Origin of the sequence: Pseudomonas tremae, from assembly GCF_001401155.1 — a bacterium.
Taxonomy (GTDB): Bacteria; Pseudomonadota; Gammaproteobacteria; order Pseudomonadales; family Pseudomonadaceae; genus Aquipseudomonas; species Aquipseudomonas tremae.
On sequence record NZ_LJRO01000090.1, the window covers coordinates 111,693 to 131,276 of the forward strand.

18 protein-coding genes are annotated in these 19,584 nt (G+C 58.7%); 8 read left to right on the top strand and 10 right to left on the bottom strand.

The genetic code is table 11. From position 1 onward, the window contains the following. Positions 1-35: 35 nt before the first annotated feature. Positions 36-938, top strand: coding sequence for a LysR family transcriptional regulator (locus tag ALO43_RS07090; protein WP_005893952.1), 903 nt, complete (start codon positions 36-38; stop codon positions 936-938). A 95-nt stretch (positions 939-1,033) separates the two neighbouring features. On the opposite strand, the gene ALO43_RS07095 is transcribed toward ALO43_RS07090, so the two are convergent. Then, on the bottom strand, positions 1,034-1,531 hold the full coding sequence (locus ALO43_RS07095) for a nucleoside 2-deoxyribosyltransferase (protein ID WP_005893953.1): 498 nt from the start codon (positions 1,529-1,531) through the stop codon (positions 1,034-1,036). 168 nt (positions 1,532-1,699) lie between these two features. Between ALO43_RS07095 and ALO43_RS07100 the strand changes: the two genes are divergently transcribed. Then, entirely contained in the window at positions 1,700-3,385 is a 1,686-nt protein-coding gene (locus ALO43_RS07100; RefSeq protein ID WP_024691276.1) for a VRR-NUC domain-containing protein, read from the top strand. On the opposite strand, the gene ALO43_RS07105 is transcribed toward ALO43_RS07100, so the two are convergent. Continuing rightward, complete coding sequence (locus ALO43_RS07105) at positions 3,361-3,663, bottom strand: hypothetical protein (RefSeq protein WP_005893956.1); 303 nt, start codon at positions 3,661-3,663, stop codon at positions 3,361-3,363. The genes ALO43_RS07100 and ALO43_RS07105 overlap by 25 nt on opposite strands. Before the next feature lie 124 nt (positions 3,664-3,787). Further along, on the bottom strand, positions 3,788-4,072 hold the full coding sequence (locus ALO43_RS07110; protein ID WP_005893957.1) for a hypothetical protein: 285 nt from the start codon (positions 4,070-4,072) through the stop codon (positions 3,788-3,790). Between the two features lie 520 nt (positions 4,073-4,592). Between ALO43_RS07110 and pstS the strand changes: the two genes are divergently transcribed. From pstS to pstB, 4 genes are all read left to right on the top strand, one after another. Next, positions 4,593-5,618 (top strand): phosphate ABC transporter substrate-binding protein PstS, encoded by a 1,026-nt coding sequence (gene pstS / locus ALO43_RS07115; protein WP_005893959.1) that lies wholly within the window; start codon positions 4,593-4,595, stop codon positions 5,616-5,618. Positions 5,619-5,699: 81 nt separating this feature from the next. Further along, complete coding sequence (gene pstC, locus ALO43_RS07120; protein ID WP_005893960.1) at positions 5,700-6,695, top strand: phosphate ABC transporter permease subunit PstC; 996 nt, start codon at positions 5,700-5,702, stop codon at positions 6,693-6,695. Beyond that, positions 6,692-7,576, top strand: coding sequence for a phosphate ABC transporter permease PstA (gene pstA / locus ALO43_RS07125; RefSeq protein ID WP_024691275.1), 885 nt, complete (start codon positions 6,692-6,694; stop codon positions 7,574-7,576). The genes pstC and pstA overlap by 4 nt, the downstream gene beginning before the upstream one ends. Beyond that, positions 7,576-8,355: a phosphate ABC transporter ATP-binding protein PstB gene (gene pstB / locus ALO43_RS07130; RefSeq protein ID WP_024646511.1), complete on the top strand. Its 780-nt coding sequence runs from the start codon at positions 7,576-7,578 to the stop codon at positions 8,353-8,355. The genes pstA and pstB overlap by 1 nt, the downstream gene beginning before the upstream one ends. Here pstB and ALO43_RS07135 read toward each other — a convergent pair whose 3' ends face one another. Beyond that, complete coding sequence (locus tag ALO43_RS07135; protein WP_005893965.1) at positions 8,356-9,285, bottom strand: LysR substrate-binding domain-containing protein; 930 nt, start codon at positions 9,283-9,285, stop codon at positions 8,356-8,358. A gap of 242 nt (positions 9,286-9,527) precedes the next feature. Here ALO43_RS07135 and ALO43_RS07140 point away from each other — a divergent pair, with 242 nt between their 5' ends. Further along, complete coding sequence (locus tag ALO43_RS07140; protein ID WP_024669421.1) at positions 9,528-10,526, top strand: alpha/beta fold hydrolase; 999 nt, start codon at positions 9,528-9,530, stop codon at positions 10,524-10,526. Between the two features lie 57 nt (positions 10,527-10,583). Here ALO43_RS07140 and nirD read toward each other — a convergent pair whose 3' ends face one another. Continuing rightward, positions 10,584-10,970, bottom strand: a complete 387-nt coding sequence (gene nirD, locus ALO43_RS07145) for a nitrite reductase small subunit NirD (protein WP_024669420.1) — start codon at positions 10,968-10,970, stop codon at positions 10,584-10,586. Then, complete coding sequence (gene nirB / locus ALO43_RS07150) at positions 10,970-13,528, bottom strand: nitrite reductase large subunit NirB (RefSeq protein ID WP_053479565.1); 2,559 nt, start codon at positions 13,526-13,528, stop codon at positions 10,970-10,972. Before nirB ends, nirD begins: the two co-directional genes overlap by 1 nt. 530 nt (positions 13,529-14,058) lie before the next feature. Between nirB and ALO43_RS07155 the strand changes: the two genes are divergently transcribed. Next, entirely contained in the window at positions 14,059-14,553 is a 495-nt protein-coding gene (locus ALO43_RS07155) for a GNAT family N-acetyltransferase (RefSeq protein WP_054997301.1), read from the top strand. A 42-nt stretch (positions 14,554-14,595) separates the two neighbouring features. Here ALO43_RS07155 and ALO43_RS07160 read toward each other — a convergent pair whose 3' ends face one another. The 4 genes from ALO43_RS07160 to ALO43_RS07175 all read right to left on the bottom strand — a co-directional run bounded on the left by ALO43_RS07160 (position 14,596) and on the right by ALO43_RS07175 (position 19,528). Beyond that, positions 14,596-16,602, bottom strand: coding sequence for a peptidase U32 family protein (locus tag ALO43_RS07160; protein ID WP_005893972.1), 2,007 nt, complete (start codon positions 16,600-16,602; stop codon positions 14,596-14,598). Positions 16,603-16,707: 105 nt separating this feature from the next. After that, on the bottom strand, positions 16,708-17,499 hold the full coding sequence (locus ALO43_RS07165; RefSeq protein WP_005893973.1) for an ABC transporter ATP-binding protein: 792 nt from the start codon (positions 17,497-17,499) through the stop codon (positions 16,708-16,710). Then, positions 17,496-18,518 carry a FecCD family ABC transporter permease gene (locus tag ALO43_RS07170; protein ID WP_024691270.1) on the bottom strand — a complete coding sequence of 341 codons (1,023 nt, stop codon included), beginning with the start codon at positions 18,516-18,518 and terminating at the stop codon, positions 17,496-17,498. The genes ALO43_RS07165 and ALO43_RS07170 overlap by 4 nt, the downstream gene beginning before the upstream one ends. Then, positions 18,515-19,528 carry an ABC transporter substrate-binding protein gene (locus tag ALO43_RS07175; RefSeq protein ID WP_054997302.1) on the bottom strand — a complete coding sequence of 338 codons (1,014 nt, stop codon included), beginning with the start codon at positions 19,526-19,528 and terminating at the stop codon, positions 18,515-18,517. Before ALO43_RS07175 ends, ALO43_RS07170 begins: the two co-directional genes overlap by 4 nt. Positions 19,529-19,584: the final 56 nt, after the last annotated feature.

Below are 19,584 nucleotides of genomic sequence, written 5' to 3' on the forward strand. Positions count from 1 at the left end.
TAATAATCATGAATTGATAACTTTGGTTGATGAATATGGACCTGCGGGATCTCAATTATTTCGAAACCATTGCGGAGCTGGGGCACCTCGGCCGTGCAGCGGAAAAGCTCAATCGCAGCCAGCCGGCACTGACCAAAAGCATCCAGCGCCTTGAAGAATCGTTCGGGACGAAGCTGTTTCAACGAGACGGCCGACGGATCAAGCTGACCCCTGTGGGCGAGCTGCTGCAGGCTCGCGGCAAGGAGCTGCAACAGAGCGTGGCTCAGACCCAGCGTGAGGTACGGGACTTTGCCAGCGGCATGGTGGGCAATATTCGCGTCGGCTGTGCTGCGACGATGGCGGAATACCTGATGCCGAAACTGACGTCGGCGCTGTTGCAGCGCACGCCGGACGTTACGTTCAAACTGGTGATCGGCCAGGATGACCTGTTGCGCGAGTCGCTGCGTTCCGGTCAGTTGGACATGATCATTTGTGCATTGGCGCCCGACAGCGAAGACGTCAGCAGCTTTGCCATCTTCAGGGATGAAGCTGTGGTGATTGCTGCCAAGCATCACCCGATCTTCAAGGGTCCATTGAAGATGAGTGATCTGTGTGGATACCGCTGGGTGTTGCCGCCGGTAAGTGTTTCATCGCGTAAATGGCTGGACGCGACCTTTGCTGCGCACGGCTTGCCGCTGCCGATGGTGCAGATAGAAGCCAATTCCATTTCTCTTCTGCCGGGCCTGATTGCACAGGGCAACCTGTTGAGCTTCATCGCCCGAGAGTCACTTGAATTCGGCAAGACCATGCAACATCTGCGCGAGGTGCCGCTTGAACAGACCACATTGAAGCGCACCATCGGCGTGACCCTGCGCAAGGGCGGCTACCTGTCGCCTGCTGCAGAAGGGATGCTGCAGATGCTGCGTGACAACGGCGGGGACTTTCTGGTTTGGGGGTGAGCATGCCTGGTTAGCGTCAGACCGCCGTTGCCTGTCAGAGAGCCCCCTTGCGCGCCTTGCTGTTCATGATTTGCAGGCTTCCTTGCAAGCAAGGCTCATCGCTCACTCAGGTACTTCGCCAGCGCCTCGGCACCGAGTTCCACGGTCGAGCTGGTGCCTGTCCAGCTACAGGCGAGCATCAGGTTGCGTGGCAATCCAAAGTCTTCAACCGTGAAGCCGCGCTGGTCCTGACCGTTTTCATCGTGAGGTACCAGCTCACGTAAAGAAGCTACCGGGTCAAAGTACGCCCATACCGGCTTGTTCAGCGCCACTGCCATGCCGATTTCAAAAGCTGTTCCCGAATCCGGCTCCAGACCGCGAAACACATTCAGGTTTGCAAGTACGGCTGTACAGCGGTGGATCATCGCGACGTTCATCGCATAGATCTGTTGCGCCGTTTCATGGGGTTCGCGACCGGGCGTAGCCTCATTGTCGAAGGGATACAAACCCTCAAGCCCATGCGCTGTACACAACGCCTTGAGATAGCGGCCGTGCTCGACTGCGTCCGGTCTGAATACGTCAAAACCTGCGAGATAAACCAGTGGTGCTTGCATATCCGACTCTCTGCTGCCGATAAAATCCCGGCAATACTAAGGCCCACAGGCCGTGCGGGCTACATGCCGCTGATCGGCCCGCAGACAATCGACAGCCGTTTGCGCTGGAATCTGTACGGATAACCAGTATCCTTGTGACCCTGATTACCTGCGGTGTGAACACTCGCCTTGAATACCTCGCCCCTCGAGAATCCTTTTTACTATCTCGAAAACTTCCGGCATGTCCTCGGCTGGATCGCGCAACGTTACGATGATCTGCTCGACACGTCCGAGCGGCGATTCATCAGCGAGTTCGCTGACTTGCCTGTGCCTGCGCAGGGGTTGCTGGTGCGTATGGTCATGCGCAAGGGGGTGTTGTTTCGGGCCAGCAAGCTGAGTTATGCCGAGATTGGTGACCCTCGTGACGCCGTGCTGCCATTGTTGGCGCGCGACTGGGTCGATCTCAGCCCGCCACTGGGTTTGAGCGAACTGTTCCAGTTGTTGCGCAGAGAGGAGCTGAATCAGTGTTTCAAAAGCCACGCGGTCAAAGGCCCTCAGCGCAAGCACGAATGGATGACGCGCTTGCAACCGCTGTATGAATCGCCGCAACCGCTCGAACAGTGGCACCCATCGCTGACCGATGCGGTTTTTGCTCTGAAGATCATGCCGCTCTGTGATCGCCTGCGGTTGTTGTATTTCGGCAATCTGTATCAGGAGTGGTCCGAATTCGTTCTGGCCGATCTGGGCATCTACAGGTACGAAAAAGTCGAATTTTCGACCGCGTCGCGGGCGATCCAGGCGCGCGCAGACATCGACGTGTGCCTGCAACTGCATGACTGCCGGGAAGCGCTGGACACCTGCACCGACCTGCAGGAACTTGCAGAACGCGTCATTGCCATTCAGTGCGGTAATCCCTGGCTGCGCATGCGTCATGCCAAATTGCTGTTCCGTATCGGGCAACAGGCAGAACGCGTGCAGGACTGGTTTCTGGCAATGTCGGTGTACGCGCAGTCAAGCTATGCGGGCGCGCGTTCAAGGCGGATTCGCGTGCTGGAACGCAGCGCAGAGTACGTCGAGGCACTGAGGCTGGCAGAGCAGGCACAACTAGAGCCTGAAAGCGAAGCCGAGGTCCAGCATCTGTCGCGTGTCATGCCGCGGTTGCAGCGCAAGCTCGGTCTGGCTGCCGGTGCAAAACGCAAGACCCGCAGCGTTTCGCGGCTGGACGTGGAAATCACCCCAATGCCGGGTGTAAGTGTCGAACGGCTGATACGCCTGCACCTTGAAGAGCAGGGCGGCGAGGTGCATTACGTAGAGAATGCGTTGATCAATTCGTTGTTCGGGCTGCTGTGCTGGCGAGCAATTTTCGCCCCCTTGCCGGGTGCGTTCTTTCATCCTTTTCACAGTGCGCCCAGCGACCTGTACAGCCCTGACTTCTATCAGCGCAGGGCAGACCTGTTTGACGCCTGCCTGAAACAACTGGACTCAGATGAATACCTGGCAACCATACGCGAGCATTTTCAGAGCAAAACCGGTTTGCAATCGCCGTTCGTTTTCTGGGGAGCATTGACGCCCGAGCTTCTTGAGCAGGCCCTGCATTGTCTGCCCGCAGAGCATTTGCTTCACTGGTTTCGTCGCTTGTTGCAGGACATCAAGGCAAACCGGACCGGTATGCCGGACCTGATCCAGTTCTTTCCGGACCAACGTAGTTATCGGATGATTGAGGTCAAGGGGCCTGGCGATCGCTTGCAGGACAACCAGCTTCGCTGGCTGGATTTCTGCGCCGAGCATGGCATGCCGGTGGACGTGTGTTATGTGCGATGGGCGCTCGATAGTGCCGAGCAGCCAGTCAGTCAGGGCTTCCTGACGTCGTCATGATCGCTGTCAGGGTTCATGTCCGAGGCTTTTTTAGAGTCGTGTGGCTGGCCTTTCATGCCGTCTTTTTTAGCAGGTTCAGGGTCCATGCCTTTGGTGCCGGGGCTGGTACCCGGTGCGCCGGTGCTGGTTCCGTCGACATTCTTGTCAATACCAGTGCCAGGCACCGGTTTCATGCCGCTGTCGGGGTAGGTAGGGCCGGTAGAGCCCGCCATGACGCCGCCACTGGCACACGCCAACAGGGTTGCGAGACTCAGTGCCACCAGTCGTTTATCAATCATGATGAAAACCTCCGTGAGTGTCGGTGCTGCTGTCATCGCGCTTCAGCCCGGTAAGCGGAGCTGAAGCGCGCAGGGCTGGCCTGCCAGCGAACAAGGCCAGGCCCTGTCCGCGTGCGCTGTCGGATCAATTGGTTTTGGTTTTCTCGGTAACTTTGCTCTTGTCGTGGGTGCCGTGAGCGCCTTTGTCGTGCTTCATCGAACGCTCTGCAGCCGCTTCCTTGCTTTCATTCTGCGCGCCTGGGGTTTCGGACGAAGTACGGTCCATTGGCTGGGTGTTGGTGCCCGGCAGTTTGGTCGCATTCTTGTTGATCGGCGTCTCGTTGCCGGTCGTCGATTCAGCGAATACTGCACCTGAAGCTACAGCCATCAGGCCAGCCAGTGTAAGGGCAGTCAGTTTGGTCTTGATCATGATGTTTGCTCCGTTGTTTTAAAGTACTCACGTTGGTCATTGGCCAGTGGCCATAGGTGCCCTCTATCCCGACGAACGGTATGTGGCTACCACTTTTAGCAGGTTGCATACAGCAGCAACAAGGCGGCTTTGATATGGCTGCCTTTTGTGCGCTTTCGCAGGGCAATAATAGGCGCCTGTACCGCATTTTTAAGTCGCTTTAGCTATAACGTGACCGTCCGGTCATTTATTACCGATCTTAAAATGCACACTTTCTTACACTTTTATAACGCGGATAGCGTTAAGCCATTATGCTGATAGTGGCAGAACGATATTTCATCCAGGAAGGCGCAATATGCCTGAAAACACTGGGCGAAACACAAATTAAAGGCTCGTTGATCTGCAGAAATTCGCGACAAAAAAGTTTCCGCTTCGACATGATTCGTTTGATTGTCATTAAACAGCAACATTTCAGGTTTTAAATCCGCCTCGGGCCTCCTTAACTGGGCCACCACACAATCTCCCGGACTGAGGTATTACCGTGATACTGCTGACTAAAAAACGCTTGTCGCTTCTGATCGCTTCGCTGTGCCTCAGCGGTGTGGCCCACGCGACTGACGTAACAGGCGCTGGTTCGAGCTTCGTTTTCCCGGTTATTTCCGCGTGGTCCCAGGACTACAGTAAAAGCAACGACTCCAAAAACCGCATCAACTATCAGTCGATCGGTTCGGGTGGTGGTATTGCTCAAATCAAAGCAGCGACTGTCGATTTCGGCGCTTCCGACGCTCCGATGTCCGCTGAGGACCTGCAAGCAGGCGGTCTGGGCCAGTTCCCGAGCGTGATCGGCGGTATCGTGCCGATCGTCAACGTTGAAGGCGTTGAAAGTGGTCAGCTGAAGCTGGATGGCGCTGTAATGGCCAAGATCTTCATGGGCGAAATCAAGACCTGGAACGACCCGGCGATCGTTGCGCTGAACCCTGGCGTGAAACTGCCGAAAACGGTGATCACCGTCGTTCACCGTTCGGACGGCTCGGGCACCACTTACAACTTCACCAACTACCTGAGCAAAGTCAGCCCGGAGTGGAACGAGAAGCTGAAGTTCGGTTCGACCGTTCAGTGGCCGGCCGGTGTGGGTGGCAAGGGTAACGAAGGTGTTTCCGCCTACGTGAAGCAGATCAAGGGTTCGATCGGCTACGTTGAGTACTCCTACGCCGTCACCAACAAACTGTCCTACACCCAGTTGAAGAACGCCGCCGGCAAGTTCATCAAGCCAGACGCCAAGGCTTTTGCCGCCGCTGCCGATTCGGCCAAGTGGGAAGATGCCAAGGACTTCAACCTGATCATGACCAACGCGCCGGGTGACACTGCGTGGCCGATCACGGCGACTACCTGGATCATCATGTACAAGAAAGCCAAGAACGAAGAGAAAAGCGCTGCGACTTTCGACTTCTTCAAATGGTCCTTGGAAAACGGCCAGAAACAGGCCGAAAAACTTGAGTATGTTGCTTTGCCGAAATCGCTGGTCGAGCGCGTAGAGAGCTACTGGAAAACGGAATTCACCAAGTAAGTGATTCAACCCGTATCACCCCTGTCATCAGCCGCGATATCGGCTCGGTGACAGGGGCTTTTCCTTGCGAGTGGCCTCAACATGACTGAAAACACCCAATACCTGTCCGCGAATGTCTCCGCTGGTGAGTCCGAAGGCGAGAAGCGCGCCAAACGGGATCATCGTCATGACCTGTGGTTCAAGCGTTCATTGCAAGCCGCAGCGATGCTGGTGCTTGCTTTGCTGGGTTGTATTGCCTTGTCGACCCTCTGGGGCGGCAGTCTGGCATTCCAGACCTTCGGGTTCGAGTTTCTGACCAGCACCGAATGGGATGTGAACGCCGGCAAGTTCGGCGCACTGGTTCCTATCTACGGCACCCTGGTGACTTCTTTTCTGGCCTTGCTGATCGCCGTTCCGGTGAGCTTCGGCATCGCAATCTTTCTGACCGAAGTAGCTCCGCCTTGGCTGCGCATGCCGATTGCCTCTGCAATCGAACTGCTGGCCGGTATCCCTTCGATCATCTACGGCATGTGGGGGCTGTTTGTATTCGGCCCGTTCATGGCTGAGCATCTTTCACCCTGGATTACCGAAAACCTCGGCGCATTGCCGGTGATTGGTCCGATGTTCCAGGGGCCGCCACTGGGCATCGGCATGCTGACTGCCGGTATTGTCCTGGCGATCATGATCACGCCGTTCATTACCTCGGTGATGCAGGAAGTTTTCCGCACTGTACCTGTTGCGCTCAAAGAGTCGGCTTATGCATTGGGCGGCACTACCTGGGAAGTGGTCTGGGACATCGTGCTGCCTTACACCCGTTCTGCGGTAGTCGGTGGCATCTTCCTGGGCCTGGGACGCGCGTTGGGCGAGACGATGGCAGTGACCTTCGTGCTGGGTAACGCTCACCAGTTCTCGGCATCGCTGATGATGCCGAGCAGTTCCATTGCCTCGGTAATCGCCAACGAGTTCAACGAGGCCTACACCGACTTGCACCGTTCGGCATTGATCGCACTGGGCTTCCTGTTGTTTGTCGTCACCTTCATCGTGCTGGCCCTTGCACGTCTGATGCTGTCGCGCCTTTCGCGTAAGGAGGGGTTATGAGTAAGGACATGACGGGCAGCGAGCGCATTTACCGGGCTCGCAATTTCAAAAACAAGATCGCTATGGTGTTCAGCTGTGGCGCCACTGCGTTTGGCTTGCTGTGGCTGGTCTGGATTCTGCTGACCACCATCATCAAGGGGATCGACGCACTCAACCTGCAACTGTTCACCGGCATGACGCCACCGCCTGGCACCGCCGGCGGTTTGGCCAACGCGTTTTATGGCAGCGTTCTGATGTCCGGTATCGGTCTGCTGATCGGCACGCCTATCGGCTTGATGGCCGGAATCTGGCTGGCCGAGTTTGCCCGCTACACCAAGCTGGGCAACACCGTGCGCTTCATCAACGACATTCTGCTGTCGGCCCCCTCCATCGTGCTCGGTCTGTTCGTCTACACCGTCGTGGTTTTGCCACTCAACGCTGTGACAGGCCATCAGGTCGGCTTTTCGGCGCTGGCGGGTGCCTTGGCGCTGGCCCTGCTGGTGATCCCGGTTGTGGTGCGCACCACCGACGAAATGATGCAACTGCAGCCCTCGACCATGCGCGAAGCTGCGCTGGCACTGGGTGTGCCGCAATGGAAGCTGACCCTGCAAATCGTCTTGCGCGCCGCCAAGGCGGGCGTGGTCACAGGTGTGTTGCTGGCGCTGGCACGTATCACCGGCGAAACCGCTCCATTGCTTTTCACCGCTTTCGGCAACCAGTTCTGGAGCAGTGACCTGCTCAAACCAATCGCCAGTGTTCCGGTGGTGGTTTTCCAGTACGCGATGAGCCCGTTCGAAGACTGGCACTCCCTGGCGTGGGCCGGTGCACTGGTCATGACGCTGTTCGTACTGATACTGAGTCTGCTGTCTCGCTTAATTCTTCTGCGCAATAGGGCGTCCTGATGAACAACCTTTCCCTGGCCAACGAAAAGACCAAGATCCAAGTGCGCGGTCTGGAGTTTTTTTACAATAACCAGAAGTCGTTGAAGTCCATCGACATGACCATCCCCGAGAAGCGCATCACTGCGATCATCGGCCCATCGGGTTGCGGCAAATCGACTCTGCTGCGCGTGTTCAACCGCATCTACGCGATGTACCCGAAGCAGGAAGCGCGCGGCGAAGTGCTGCTCAATGGCGAGAACATATTGGCGCCGGGCTATTCGATGAACCGCCTGCGCAGTCATGTGGGCATGGTATTTCAGAAGCCAGTACCGTTCCCGATGTCTATCTACGACAACATTTCCTACGCCATCAAACACCACGAAAAGCTGTCACGCCGCGAAATGGAAGACCGCGTAGAGCAGGCGCTGCGTGGCGCGGCGCTGTGGGATGAGGTCAAGGACAAGCTCAAGCAAAGCGCGACCGGCCTGTCCGGTGGCCAACAGCAGCGTCTGTGCATCGCCCGCACGATAGCGCTGCGCCCTCAAGTGCTGTTGCTGGATGAGCCAACCTCGGCGCTCGATCCGATCTCGACCGGCCGTATCGAACAGTTGATTACCGAGCTCAAAGAGCAGTTCACCGTGATCATCGTGACCCACAACATGCAACAGGCCGCACGTTGCTCGGATTACACCGCGTTCATGTTCATGGGCGAATTGATCGAGCACGGCGACACCGATACCATCTTCACCAAGCCCTCCAAGAGCCAGACCGAAGACTACATCACCGGTCGTTTCGGCTGATCACTCAGCCAGGGCGGGCGCTTCCCGGCGCTCGCCCATGAACTCCTCGATCCTGCTGCGCAACCAGCGCTCGGCAGGGTCGCTGTCCATAACGCTCAGCCATGTCATCGACAGGTCCAGCCCCGGCGTGGGGAAGGGCAACGGCTCGTCATACAGCAAACCCAAGGCGCTCATGGCCTTTGCCGCATAGTCGGAAAGGCCCGAGATCATGTCCGTGCCTGCCATCAGCGCGGGCAGGGTTGTGAATTGCGGCACCGACAGCACCACCTGGCGCTTACGGCCCAGCGCAGTCAGCCACTCATCTGCAAAACTGCTGACACTCGCCACGTGCGATACCACAACGTGCGGCCTGGAGCAGTATTCGTCCATGCTCATCGGGCCAGACGGCTTGTCGGCCCGCACCAGCCTGGGCTGCACGTTACGCAGCGTCTTGCGCTTGGCATTGGCCGGCAACTCGCGAGTCAGGCAGACGCCAACGGTGATGTCGCCGGACATCAGAACTTCGGAGATATTCAGGTAATCGACGTGCGTGACCACGATCACCACCCCGGGGGCTTCATGGCGAATGGCCTTGAGCATGGCGGGCAGCAGGCCGAACTCGACATCGTCGGTCAGGCCGATACGAAAGGTCATCTTGCTGACCGACGGGTCGAAGTCGGTGGTCAGGCTCAGTGCCGTGGACATGGCGTCCAGTGCGGGCGTGAGGTGCTTGAGGATCTCGTGGGCACGAGCGGTGGGCTCCATTCGGTGACCGACCCGGATGAACAGCGGATCGTTGAGCAGGCTGCGCAGCCGGTTCAGTGCGGCGCTGATCGTGGGCTGGCCAAGAAACAGCTTCTCCGCTGCGCGGGTCACGTTACGCTCCTGCATCAAGGTCTCGAAGACCACCATCAGGTTGATGTCGGCCTTGCGCAGTTCATTTCGATTCATTGCTATTCCTTGGCATCAGACCCTGCTGGCCACGACGGCCCGTAACGGACGGCTCAGTCTAGGCAAGCGCAGCAGGGAGCGTCCAGCGTTTTGCCTTGACGGTGTCTGTGTGCCGAAACGTCTGCTTACGGTTCTATGGGTAGGAAAAGGGCGAATCTGTTGTGGGAAACAGGGTCTACTTGCAGGTCTGCTGCTGTGGTTCAGCGTTCAAGCATTTGATTTCATCTACGGGAGGTGCCCTTATGCGGGCTGCAAAGATTGCCGGTGTGTTGATGTCGTTGGCGCTGCCAGGCGCGGCGCTGGGCGATACACCCAGCTACGGCCAGCAACTGGAAGGTTTTACCTATCCTCATCCGCTGAAAAAGTTCGAGTTCCAGTCACAGGGCCAGCCCCTGCAAATGGGCTACATGGACGTACAACCCACAGGCAAGGCCAATGGCCGCACTGCTGTGCTGCTGCACGGCAAGAACTTCTGCGCGGCTACTTGGGAAGACACCATCAAAAGCCTGAGTGCGGCGGGGTATAGGGTCATCGCGCCCGATCAGATTGGTTTCTGCACATCAACCAAGCCTGAGCATTATCAATACAGCTTTCAGCAACTGTCGATGAACACCCATGCATTGCTGGAGAAGCTGAAAGTCGACAAGGTCTCGGTGATCGGGCATTCCACCGGCGGTATGCTGGCCACTCGATACGCATTGATGTATCCGAAGCAGACCGAAAAACTGGTAATGGTCAACCCGATCGGCCTGGAAGACTGGAAAGCCCTTGGCGTGCCTTATCGCAGCGTCGATCAGTGGTATGAACGCGAATTGAAGACTACTGCAGACGGGATTCGCGCCTACGAACAGAAGACCTATTACGACGGCCGCTGGAAGCCCGAGTATGACAAGTGGGTCGATATGCTGGCTGGTTTGAACAAGGGCCCGGGCCACAAGGTAGTCGCCTGGAACTCGGCGCTTATCTACGACATGATTTTCACCCAGCCGGTGTTTTACGAATTTCCGAAGTTGCAGGTGCCAACCGTGTTGATGATCGGTGACGCGGACACCACGGCCATCGGCAGTGACATCGCGCCGCCGGAGGTCAAAGCGAGAATTGGCCAATACAAGGTACTGGGCAAGCAGGTCGCGCAGATGATTCCCGGCGCTAAACTCGTCGAGTTCAAGGGCATGGGTCACGCGCCGCAAATGGAAGACCCGGCGGGCTTCAACGCATCACTGGTGTCCGAGCTTCAGTGAACCATTGGTATGCCCAGCGACAGCCGGATTACGGTTGTCGCTGGGGATTCTTGCACGCTAGACCGCAACCTCCACCTGCTTGCCATTCAGACGCACCGGCCAGACGTCCAGCTGCTGGTCAGGGTATTCGATGCAGCTGCCGTCGCGCAGCCGAAAATGCTGCTTGTATAACGGCGACGCAATAACCAGCTCACCGCTTATCTGCCCGATCAGGCCGCGTCCGATCACATTTGCCCCGGACTTGGGGTCGCGGTTGTCGATGGCAAAGAGTTGTTCGCCCTCTGGCGCGTCAGGCAGGTAGATCAGTGCTATCTGCTTACCTTCCAGCCACGCCACAACACCGGAATTGGCGACCAGATCTTCACGCTCACACAGCGCATTCCAATGCACAGCCTGCGCGGCGTGGGTATTTTCTTCGGCGAATGTTGCGTCGTTCAGGTTCATCACACCACCTCCTTGAACAGCGGGATAAGGGCCAGTTCTTCAGGTTTTGCCGGGCGACGCTGGGCACGTTCCTTGACGAAATGCACGTCAGGATCGCTGCGTCCGTCATTGACGAAGGTGCGGAAACGCTTGAGCTTTTCCGGGTCTTTGAGGGCATTGGCCCATTCGCATTCGTAGCGGTCGACCACCAGTTGCATCTGTGACTCCAACTCGGCCGCCAGGCCCAGGCTGTCGTCAAGGATCACCGCCTTGAGGTAGTCGAGGCCGCCTTCCAGTGTTTCTCGCCACACTGAGGTCCGCTGCAGTTTGTCGGCGGTGCGGATGTAAAGCATCAGGAAACGGTCGATGTAACGAATCAGGGTCTCGTCATCCAGGTCAGTGGCAAACAGCTCGGCATGACGTGGGCGCATGCCGCCATTGCCGCACAGGTACAGGTTCCAGCCGTTCTCGGTGGCGATCACGCCGACGTCCTTGCTCTGCGCTTCGGCGCATTCGCGGGTGCAGCCGGAGACTGCAAACTTGAGTTTGTGCGGCGAACGCAGGCCCTTGTAGCGGTCTTCGATACGCAACGCCATGGCGACGCTGTCCTGCACGCCGTAGCGACACCAGGTGCTGCCGACGCAGGATTTTACGGTGCGAGTCGATTTGCCATAGGCATGGCCGGTTTCGAAACCGGCCGCGATCAGTTCGCTCCAGATGTCCGGCAGTTCGTGCAGTTGCGCGCCAAACAGGTCGATGCGTTGGCCGCCGGTGATCTTGGTGTACAGGTCATATTTTTTGGCCACGGCGCCAATCGCGATCAGGCCGTCCGGAGTGATTTCACCACCCGGGATGCGTGGCACCACAGAATAGGTGCCGTTTTTTTGCATGTTGGCCATGAACGTGTCGTTAGTGTCCTGCAATGGCACCAGCGAGGGCTCGGTGATCGGACGGTTCCAGCACGACGCCAGGATCGATCCGACTGCAGGCTTGCAGATGTCGCAGCCGTGGGCGCCTTTGCCGTGGCGGGTCAGCAGCTCTTCGAAAGTTTCGATGCCTTCGACGCGCACCATCGAGTACAGCTCCTGGCGGGTGTAGGCAAAGTGTTCACACAGGCTTTTGTCGACCGCTACACCACGTGCCATAAGCTCATGTTCAAAAACCTGCTTGAGCAATGCCGTACAGCCACCGCAACCGGTCGCCGCCTTGGTGCAGGCCTTGATCCCGGCGAGGTCGGTGCAGCCGTTATCGATGGCTGAACAGATCGATCCCTTGCTGACGTTGTGGCACGAGCAGACCGTCGCGGTGGCAGGCAGTGCATCGACACCCAGCGTCGGCGCGCCCTCGCCACGCGGCAAAATCAGGCTCGACGGATCAGCGGGCAGGGTGATGCCGTTCTGGGCGTACTGCAGCAAGGTGTCGTAGTAGCTGTTATCGCCGACCAGTACGGCCCCGAGCACTTGTTTGCCGTCAGCCGACACGACCAGGCGGCGATAGCTGGCAGTGGCTTCGTCGATGTAGCGATAGCTGACCGCGCCAGCCAGCGCGCCATGCGCGTCGCCGATGGAGCCAACGTCCACGCCCAGCAGTTTGAGTTTGGTGGACATATCGGCACCGAAGAACGCATCGGTGTCTTTTTCGCACAACTGCGCTGCCACCCCGCGGGCCATCTGATAACCGGGCGCCACCAGGCCGAACACGCTGCCGTTCCAGGCTGCACACTCGCCGATTGCATAAATGTCGGCGTCACTGGTGCGGCAATGCTCATCGATTGCGACACCACCGCGTGGGCCGAGCTCCAGCTCGCACTGTCGCGCCAGAGCGTCTTGCGGACGGATGCCTGCCGAGAACACGATCAAGTCTGTTTCAAGAAATTCATCATTGGCAAAGTTCATGCGATAGCGATATTGCTTGCCGTCGCTGATCGACTGCGTGGCACGGGATAAATGCACGCCGACGCCCAACGCTTCGATGCGCGCCTTCAACGCGGCACCGCCGTGATCATCCAGCTGCACTGGCATCAGGCGCGGGGCGAATTCCACCACATGAGCCTCAAGCCCCAGCGACTTCAGCGCATTGGCCGCTTCCAGCCCCAGCAAACCGCCTCCGACCACCACACCACGCCGCGCTTTGGTGGCGGCGTAACGAATGTTGTCCAGATCCTCGAGGGTTCGATAAACCAGTCGCGAGTCGCCCTTGGCGCCTTCAATCGGTGGCACGAAAGGGTAGGAGCCGGTAGCGAGGATCAGCTTGTCGTAACTGAAGCAGCCTTCTGCGGTGATGATCTCGTGGCGTTCGCGATCAATCTCCAGCACAGGCACGCCCAAGTGCAAGGTCAGGCCGGTCTGCTCGTAGACCGACATCTCGCTCATGGCCAGCGACTCGGCATCGCGGCCGGTGAAATATTCGGAAAGATGCACGCGGTCGTAGGCACGCTGCGATTCTTCGCCGAACACATGAATGCGGTAGCGCTCGAGGGCACCGCCAGCAATCAGCTGCTCGACGCAATGATGCCCGACCATTCCGTTACCGACGACGATCAGGGTTTTTACATCGTTGAGGGGGAAGACTGTGTTCATAGCGAGTCCCGGCCGAGGCCAATCAGGTTTTTTTACGCAAAAAAAGCGCCCGGAACCTTTCGGTTCCAGGCGCCTTTGCCTGTTCTCTTATGGGTGTTCGGGGTGCCATCGAGCCACGTTGCCGGATGCACCTGAGTAGCCCTCTGGTCTCTGCGAGACTGGCGATCTACAGCGATCAACCGGGGCAGGCCCGACCACATTCATGGTGGGGTTATAGTGAATTATGCAGAGGTTGTGCCAGTTTTCAGCTGCGGCTGCCCAGGCACTGTGTGGTGGCGTCTGGAGAGCGACGTGTCAGATTGTGCACATCAGTTCTTGCCTTGCATTGGTGCGAGTGGCCTGTGTGCTGCCTCAAATGCGGTCGAGATTTCAGTCTGTACATCTTCGCGAACAACTTCGCTCCCACGGTCTTTGGCCAGAGTAAAGAACAGGCTTGTGCAAGACGCGAGCAATGGTACGAGGGGCGGCCAGCTCACTCTGCCTGGCTCAGAATTTGTATTAACCTGCGACCCCCAGCCAAGCCAATTGCCATGAATATCATCATTACCGAAGTACATCCCGCCAACATACCGCACACCGTCGACTTCGTCATGCGGGCCCGTGCCGAGATATTTCCATTGCTCGATACCGTGACCGTGCCTTCTGATCTGGCCGGTTTCGAACAGGTTTACCTGAGTGGCGAAAACGGAAAATTCCTGATTGCCCGCTGTGATGAGCGAATCATCGCCGCCGTAGGCTATCTGCCTTACGACCATCGTTTTCCGCAATTCGACTACACAGGGCGTAGGACCGTCGAGATCGTACGCCTGTACGTCGCGCCCCAATTTCGCGGCGATGGCCTGGCCAGCCGGCTATGTCAGGCGCTTTGGGCTCATGCCGATGCTGATGCGATAGAGGTACTTTATCTGCACACCCACCCGTTTCTGCCAGGTGCTATTCGTTTCTGGGAAAAGCAGGGCTTTGCCGTGACCGATGTGGAAAGCGATCCGGTGTGGAACACGACCCATATGGAGCGTGTGCTGTAGAAGGCGAAAAGGTGGGGCATTCAACGGCCCCCTGGTTGCCGATCAGCGCGGGTGACGCTGGCGTGCGGTTTTGAGCAGGTCTTCCGGCGTGATGTGGCCAACCACCGATTTTGCCGCCGCGCTGCCTGGCAATGGCAGATCTAGGATGTGGCCTTTCATCTTGCCGATCACGTGCATTTCACAGGGCTTGCAGTCGAACTTGAGGGTCAGCACTTCGTCACCGTGCACCAGTTGCATCGGCGCGACCTTGGTGCGCACGCCTGTGACGCCCTTTGCCTGTTTGGGGCAGAGGTTGAACGAGAAGCGCAGGCAGTGCTTGGTGATCATCACCGGCACCTCTCCCGTCTCTTCGTGAGCCTCGTATGCTGCGTCAATCAGCTGTACGCCATGACGATGATAGAAATCGCGGGCTTTCTGGTTGTAGACGTTGGCCAGGAAAGACAGATGCGAATCTGGATAAACCGGCGGCGGTGTGGTCTCGGCCTTGCGTCCACCGCGCGGGTGAGCCTTGACCCGGGCTTCGGTCAGCGCCTCGATGGCGTCGCGGCGCAGGGTCTTGAGCTGCGAGTTGGGCACGAAGTAAGCCTGTGGCGCGTCGAGCTTGACCCCCTGAGCGTGGTAGATCGTGGTGCCCAGCTGGGTAAGCAGGTCACGCAGTTGATCCAGTGCCTGCTCGGGCTTGTTGGCAGCACCAAACGGGCCGTCCAGGCCAACTGTCACGTTCACGCCTTCCTCGCTGATGGCATTCAGGCTCAGATGCTCCTCGCGCAGCATGACCTGCCACTGGATGCCGATGCGGCGCTCGGCTGAGGTTTTTAGCAATGCCTGCTGCCAGTTGTGATCCAGGTTGCGGTTCAGCGGATGGTTCGGTCGCACGCGGGAGAGGGCTGCCGGCATTTCGTTCGGCTCTACGCGATAGCGCCAGCGCTTCTGGCCGTCTTCTTCGAATTCGCCTTTGAGTTCGGCGATGTTGGCCCGAAAGCCCACCACTTCACGTTTGATCTGCACGTTGAGGCCGTCACCGTTGGACAGCGGCTCATGGGTGACTGCGATCAGATCACGCTTGCCAAGTTTTTCGACGGTACCCACTGCCAAGCCGGTGAAGGTCGGCGTATCGAACGCGCCGATATCGATCTTGCGGTCGCTGACAAAATAATCGGTGCTGCCACGGTGAAAAGTCTTTTCCGGGTCAGGCACGAAGAAGTGCGCGGTATGCCCGCTTGATGCGCGTGCCAGGTCCGGGCGATCCTCGAGAATCTCGTCCAGACGCTGGCGGTAATAGGCGGTAATGTTTTTGACGTAGGCTGCGTCTTTATAACGACCTTCGATCTTGAACGAGCGCACGCCGGCATCGACCAGATCGCTCAGGTTGGCGCTCTGGTTGTTGTCTTTCATCGAAAGCAGGTGTTTTTCGAATGCGACGACGCGGCCCTGATCATCCTTGAGCGTGTAGGGCAGGCGGCAGGCTTGCGAGCAGTCGCCACGGTTCGCGCTGCGGCCGTTTTGCGCGTGGGAGATGTTGCACTGCCCGGAGAACGCCACGCACAGCGCGCCATGAATGAAGAACTCGATGGTCGCGTCGGTTTCACTGGCGATTTCACGGATTTCCTGCAGGTTCAGCTCGCGAGCCAGCACCAGTTGCGAGAAACCGGCCTGATCGAGAAACTTTGCCCGACCGAGAGTACGAATATCGGTCTGGGTGCTGGCATGCAGTTCGATGGGCGGGATATCCAGTTCCATGACCCCAAGGTCCTGAACGATCAGCGCATCGACGCCTGCGTCGTAGAGCTGGTGGATCAGCTTGCGGGCGGGCTCCAGCTCGTCGTCATGCAGGATGGTGTTGATCGTGGTGAAGATCCGTGCGTGATAGCGATGGGCGAATTTCACCAGCTCGGCAATATCACTGACGTCGTTGCAGGCGTTGTGTCGCGCACCAAAGCTCGGCCCGCCGATGTACACCGCGTCGGCACCATGCAGGATGGCTTCACGGGCGATGGTCACGTCCCGTGCAGGGCTGAGCAATTCCAGGTGGTGCTTGGGTAACGACATGGCAACGGGGTCCGGCAGCGGCAAAGCGCGCATTGTAGTGCCACAGGCGGCGCGGCGCACCTGTTGCCGGTTCCTGCCTGTCACGGGCTGACCACCGGCGTAGCGTCAGATTGAGCGCAATCGCAGGATTTTCGTGCCGTCGAAAGGGTCGATCAGCCAGTGCGCAAGGACGCCGAAGGTGCTGAGCAGACGTTCCGGTGTGAGGACTTTCTCCGGCGCCCCCAGCGCCACCAATCGGCCTTTTTCCATGACCGCCACCCGGTCGCAATCCAGCGCCTGATTCAGGTCGTGCAGGGCAATCACTGTCGTCACCGGCAAGGCTCTGACCAGGCCGAGAATAGTCAGCTGATGCTGGATGTCCAAGTGGTTGGTCGGTTCGTCCAGCAGCAGGATTCGCGGTCGTTGAGCCAGCGCTCTGGCGATATGAACGCGTTGCCGTTCGCCACCGGACAGGGTATGCCAGGCACGTTTCTGCATGTGCAGCATGTCCACGTCCTGCAGGGCCTGGTGAACGATGGCATCGTCCTCGGCGCTCCAGGGTTCCAGCGCTGACAGCCAGGGCGTGCGTCCCAGCTCGACGGCGTCCAGCACGGTCACTGCGTCGCTGGTTTCAGCCTGTTGTTCGACCACGGCCAGCATACGCGCCACGTCTCTGCGGCTCATGGCTGAGAGTGGCTGATCACCCAGCGTGACCCTGCCAGTGACCGGCTTCTGAATACCGGCCAGCAGCTTGAGCAGGGTGGATTTGCCCGAACCGTTGGGGCCGACCACGGCCAGCGTTTCGCCTGCCGTGATGTTCAGGTCGACATCCTTCAGCAGTGCAGTGCCCCGTACCGAGTAGCTCAGGCCCTTGCAACCAAGTACCGGTGCGCCAGACAGATGTGGGAAGGCGTTCATCGCGTGCTGTTGCCCCGGAGAAGAATCAGTGCGAAGACCGGTGCGCCGATCAGTGCAGTTATCACCCCGATCGGCAGTGCCTGCCCCTTGATCAGAGTGCGCGAAAGGATGTCGGCGGCGATCAGAAACAGCGCGCCGCTCAGGGCGCTCAGGGGCACCAGCCGTGCGTGACGTACGCCGACCAGCATGCGCACCGCGTGCGGAATCACCAGCCCTACAAAACCGATGGAGCCGACAATCGAGACCATGATCGCGGTGACCAGTGCTGCTGTGGCGATCAGGATGATCTGCACGCGCCGTACCGCTATGCCGAGAGACGCTGCCGAGTCGCTGCCGAAGGTGAAGGCGTCCAGCGCGCGTCTGTACCAGAGGCACACCAGCAGACCCACCAGCACCGTCGGCACGGCCAGCCAGACCGAATGCCAGCGTACGCCGCTGAGGTTGCCCAGCAGCCAGAACATGATGCCCCGAGCCTGCTCGGAACTGGCGGATTTGGTGATCATGAACGAGGTCAGCGCGTTGAATAGCTGTGAGCCGGCGATACCCGCCAGAATGATCTGCACGGAGGCAGTGGTGCCTCGGGATGAATGCGCCAGCAGGGCGACCAGCGAAAACGCTGCCACGGCGCCAGCGAATGCACCGGCCGACATGGAAATTGCGCCTGCCCCGAAGCCCAGAATGGCCACCAGTACCGCGCCGGTCGAGGCCCCGGCAGAAATACCCAGCAAATACGGGTCGGCCAGCGGGTTGCGCAGCAACGATTGCAATACCACGCCGCAGATCGCCAGGCCGGCCCCACAGGCTGCCGCCACAATGGCGCGGGTCAGCCGGTAATTCCAGACGATGCCTTCATCGATAGGGTCGAGCACATAGTTGGCTGCCCAGAGTTTGTTGGCCAGTACCTGAAAAACCACCTTCAGGCTGATCGAGGTTTCACCTATCGCCGCGCCAACCATGATCGCCAGCACCAGCACGGCGGCAACCCAGACCAGATGGCCAAGCGCTACAGGCAGTCTCATCGTGCGGCGTTGAAGCGATTGGCGGCGTCGGCCAGCTCTTCGAAACCGGTGAACAGGCGCAGGCCGGCCTGCATGCCCTCGGCGTCGATGATCACGATCCGGTCATGCTTGACCGCATCCATGTTGCGCGTTACCGGGTCGGTCTTCAGAAATTCGATCTTCTTCTGGTAGTCGTCGGCTGGAAAGCGGCGGCGATCCATGCGCGCGATCACCAGAATGCTCGGGTTGGCCTTGGCAATGGTTTCCCAGCCTACGGTTGGCCATTCTTCATCGGACTGGACGATGTTGCTCATGCCCAGACTGTTGAGCATGAAGTCCGGAATGCCTTTGCGGCCCGCCACGAACGGATCGCTGGCGATGTCCGAGCTGGAAAACCAGAACAGCGCTGACACATCGTTGGCCTTGTTCTGTCTGACGTTGGCAATCGCCGCGCTCAGGCGCGCCTTGAGGTCGGCGACCAGCGTAGCGCCGCGATCCTGCACATCGAAAATCTGCGCCAGCTGTTCGATGCTTTTGTAGATGGTCTCGATGCGGAACGGCTCCAGGCGCGTGCCATCGGCGCCGACCAGATTGTCTTTGCCCTCGCAATCGGACGGCAGGATATACGTTGGGATCTTCAGGTCATGAAACTGCTCGCGGGTACCGACCGCGCCCTGTTTGCCGACCATCCATTCCAGTTGCACGACCACCAGTTCAGGACGCTTGCCGATCACCGCTTCAAAGCCCGGTTCGTTATCGGCCAGACGTTCTACCTTGTCGTTCTGCACCTTGAAGCGCGGCAGCACATTGTTGAACCACAGCGAAGTGCCGACCAGCTTGTCGCCCAGGCCCAGCTCATAAAGCATTTCGGTGCCAGCCTGGCCAATGGTCACGGCCTTGCCGGGTGCGTGGGCGAAGGTCAGGGACGAGCCGCAGTTTTCAAGGGTCAAGGGATATTGCGTGGGCGCGGCAAAGGTCAGCGTGGACAGCGTCATGCAGGCAGCGAGTGCGGCGAGGCGGGGCAACGACATGAAGTGCAGTCTCCATTGGGACAGGTGCCAAGGCGCAATGCACATAGGAAAACACA

Excerpts from the sequence above, each read along its gene's own strand:
- ALO43_RS07170 (WP_024691270.1), bottom strand. The coding sequence starts at position 18,518 with ATGAGACTGCCTGTAGCGCTTGGCCATCTGGTCTGGGTTGCCGCCGTG.
- ALO43_RS07160 (WP_005893972.1), bottom strand. The coding sequence starts at position 16,602 with ATGTCGTTACCCAAGCACCACCTGGAATTGCTCAGCCCTGCACGGGAC.
- ALO43_RS07110 (WP_005893957.1), bottom strand. The coding sequence starts at position 4,072 with ATGATCAAGACCAAACTGACTGCCCTTACACTGGCTGGCCTGATGGCT.
- ALO43_RS07155 (WP_054997301.1), top strand. The coding sequence starts at position 14,059 with ATGAATATCATCATTACCGAAGTACATCCCGCCAACATACCGCACACC.
- ALO43_RS07090 (WP_005893952.1), top strand. The coding sequence starts at position 36 with ATGGACCTGCGGGATCTCAATTATTTCGAAACCATTGCGGAGCTGGGG.
- ALO43_RS07135 (WP_005893965.1), bottom strand. The coding sequence starts at position 9,285 with ATGAATCGAAATGAACTGCGCAAGGCCGACATCAACCTGATGGTGGTC.
- nirB (WP_053479565.1), bottom strand. The coding sequence starts at position 13,528 with ATGAACACAGTCTTCCCCCTCAACGATGTAAAAACCCTGATCGTCGTC.
- ALO43_RS07165 (WP_005893973.1), bottom strand. The coding sequence starts at position 17,499 with ATGAACGCCTTCCCACATCTGTCTGGCGCACCGGTACTTGGTTGCAAG.
- ALO43_RS07095 (WP_005893953.1), bottom strand. The coding sequence starts at position 1,531 with ATGCAAGCACCACTGGTTTATCTCGCAGGTTTTGACGTATTCAGACCG.
- ALO43_RS07140 (WP_024669421.1), top strand. The coding sequence starts at position 9,528 with ATGCGGGCTGCAAAGATTGCCGGTGTGTTGATGTCGTTGGCGCTGCCA.
- pstC (WP_005893960.1), top strand. The coding sequence starts at position 5,700 with ATGACTGAAAACACCCAATACCTGTCCGCGAATGTCTCCGCTGGTGAG.
- nirD (WP_024669420.1), bottom strand. The coding sequence starts at position 10,970 with ATGAACCTGAACGACGCAACATTCGCCGAAGAAAATACCCACGCCGCG.
- ALO43_RS07105 (WP_005893956.1), bottom strand. The coding sequence starts at position 3,663 with ATGATTGATAAACGACTGGTGGCACTGAGTCTCGCAACCCTGTTGGCG.
- pstA (WP_024691275.1), top strand. The coding sequence starts at position 6,692 with ATGAGTAAGGACATGACGGGCAGCGAGCGCATTTACCGGGCTCGCAAT.
- pstB (WP_024646511.1), top strand. The coding sequence starts at position 7,576 with ATGAACAACCTTTCCCTGGCCAACGAAAAGACCAAGATCCAAGTGCGC.
- ALO43_RS07175 (WP_054997302.1), bottom strand. The coding sequence starts at position 19,528 with ATGTCGTTGCCCCGCCTCGCCGCACTCGCTGCCTGCATGACGCTGTCC.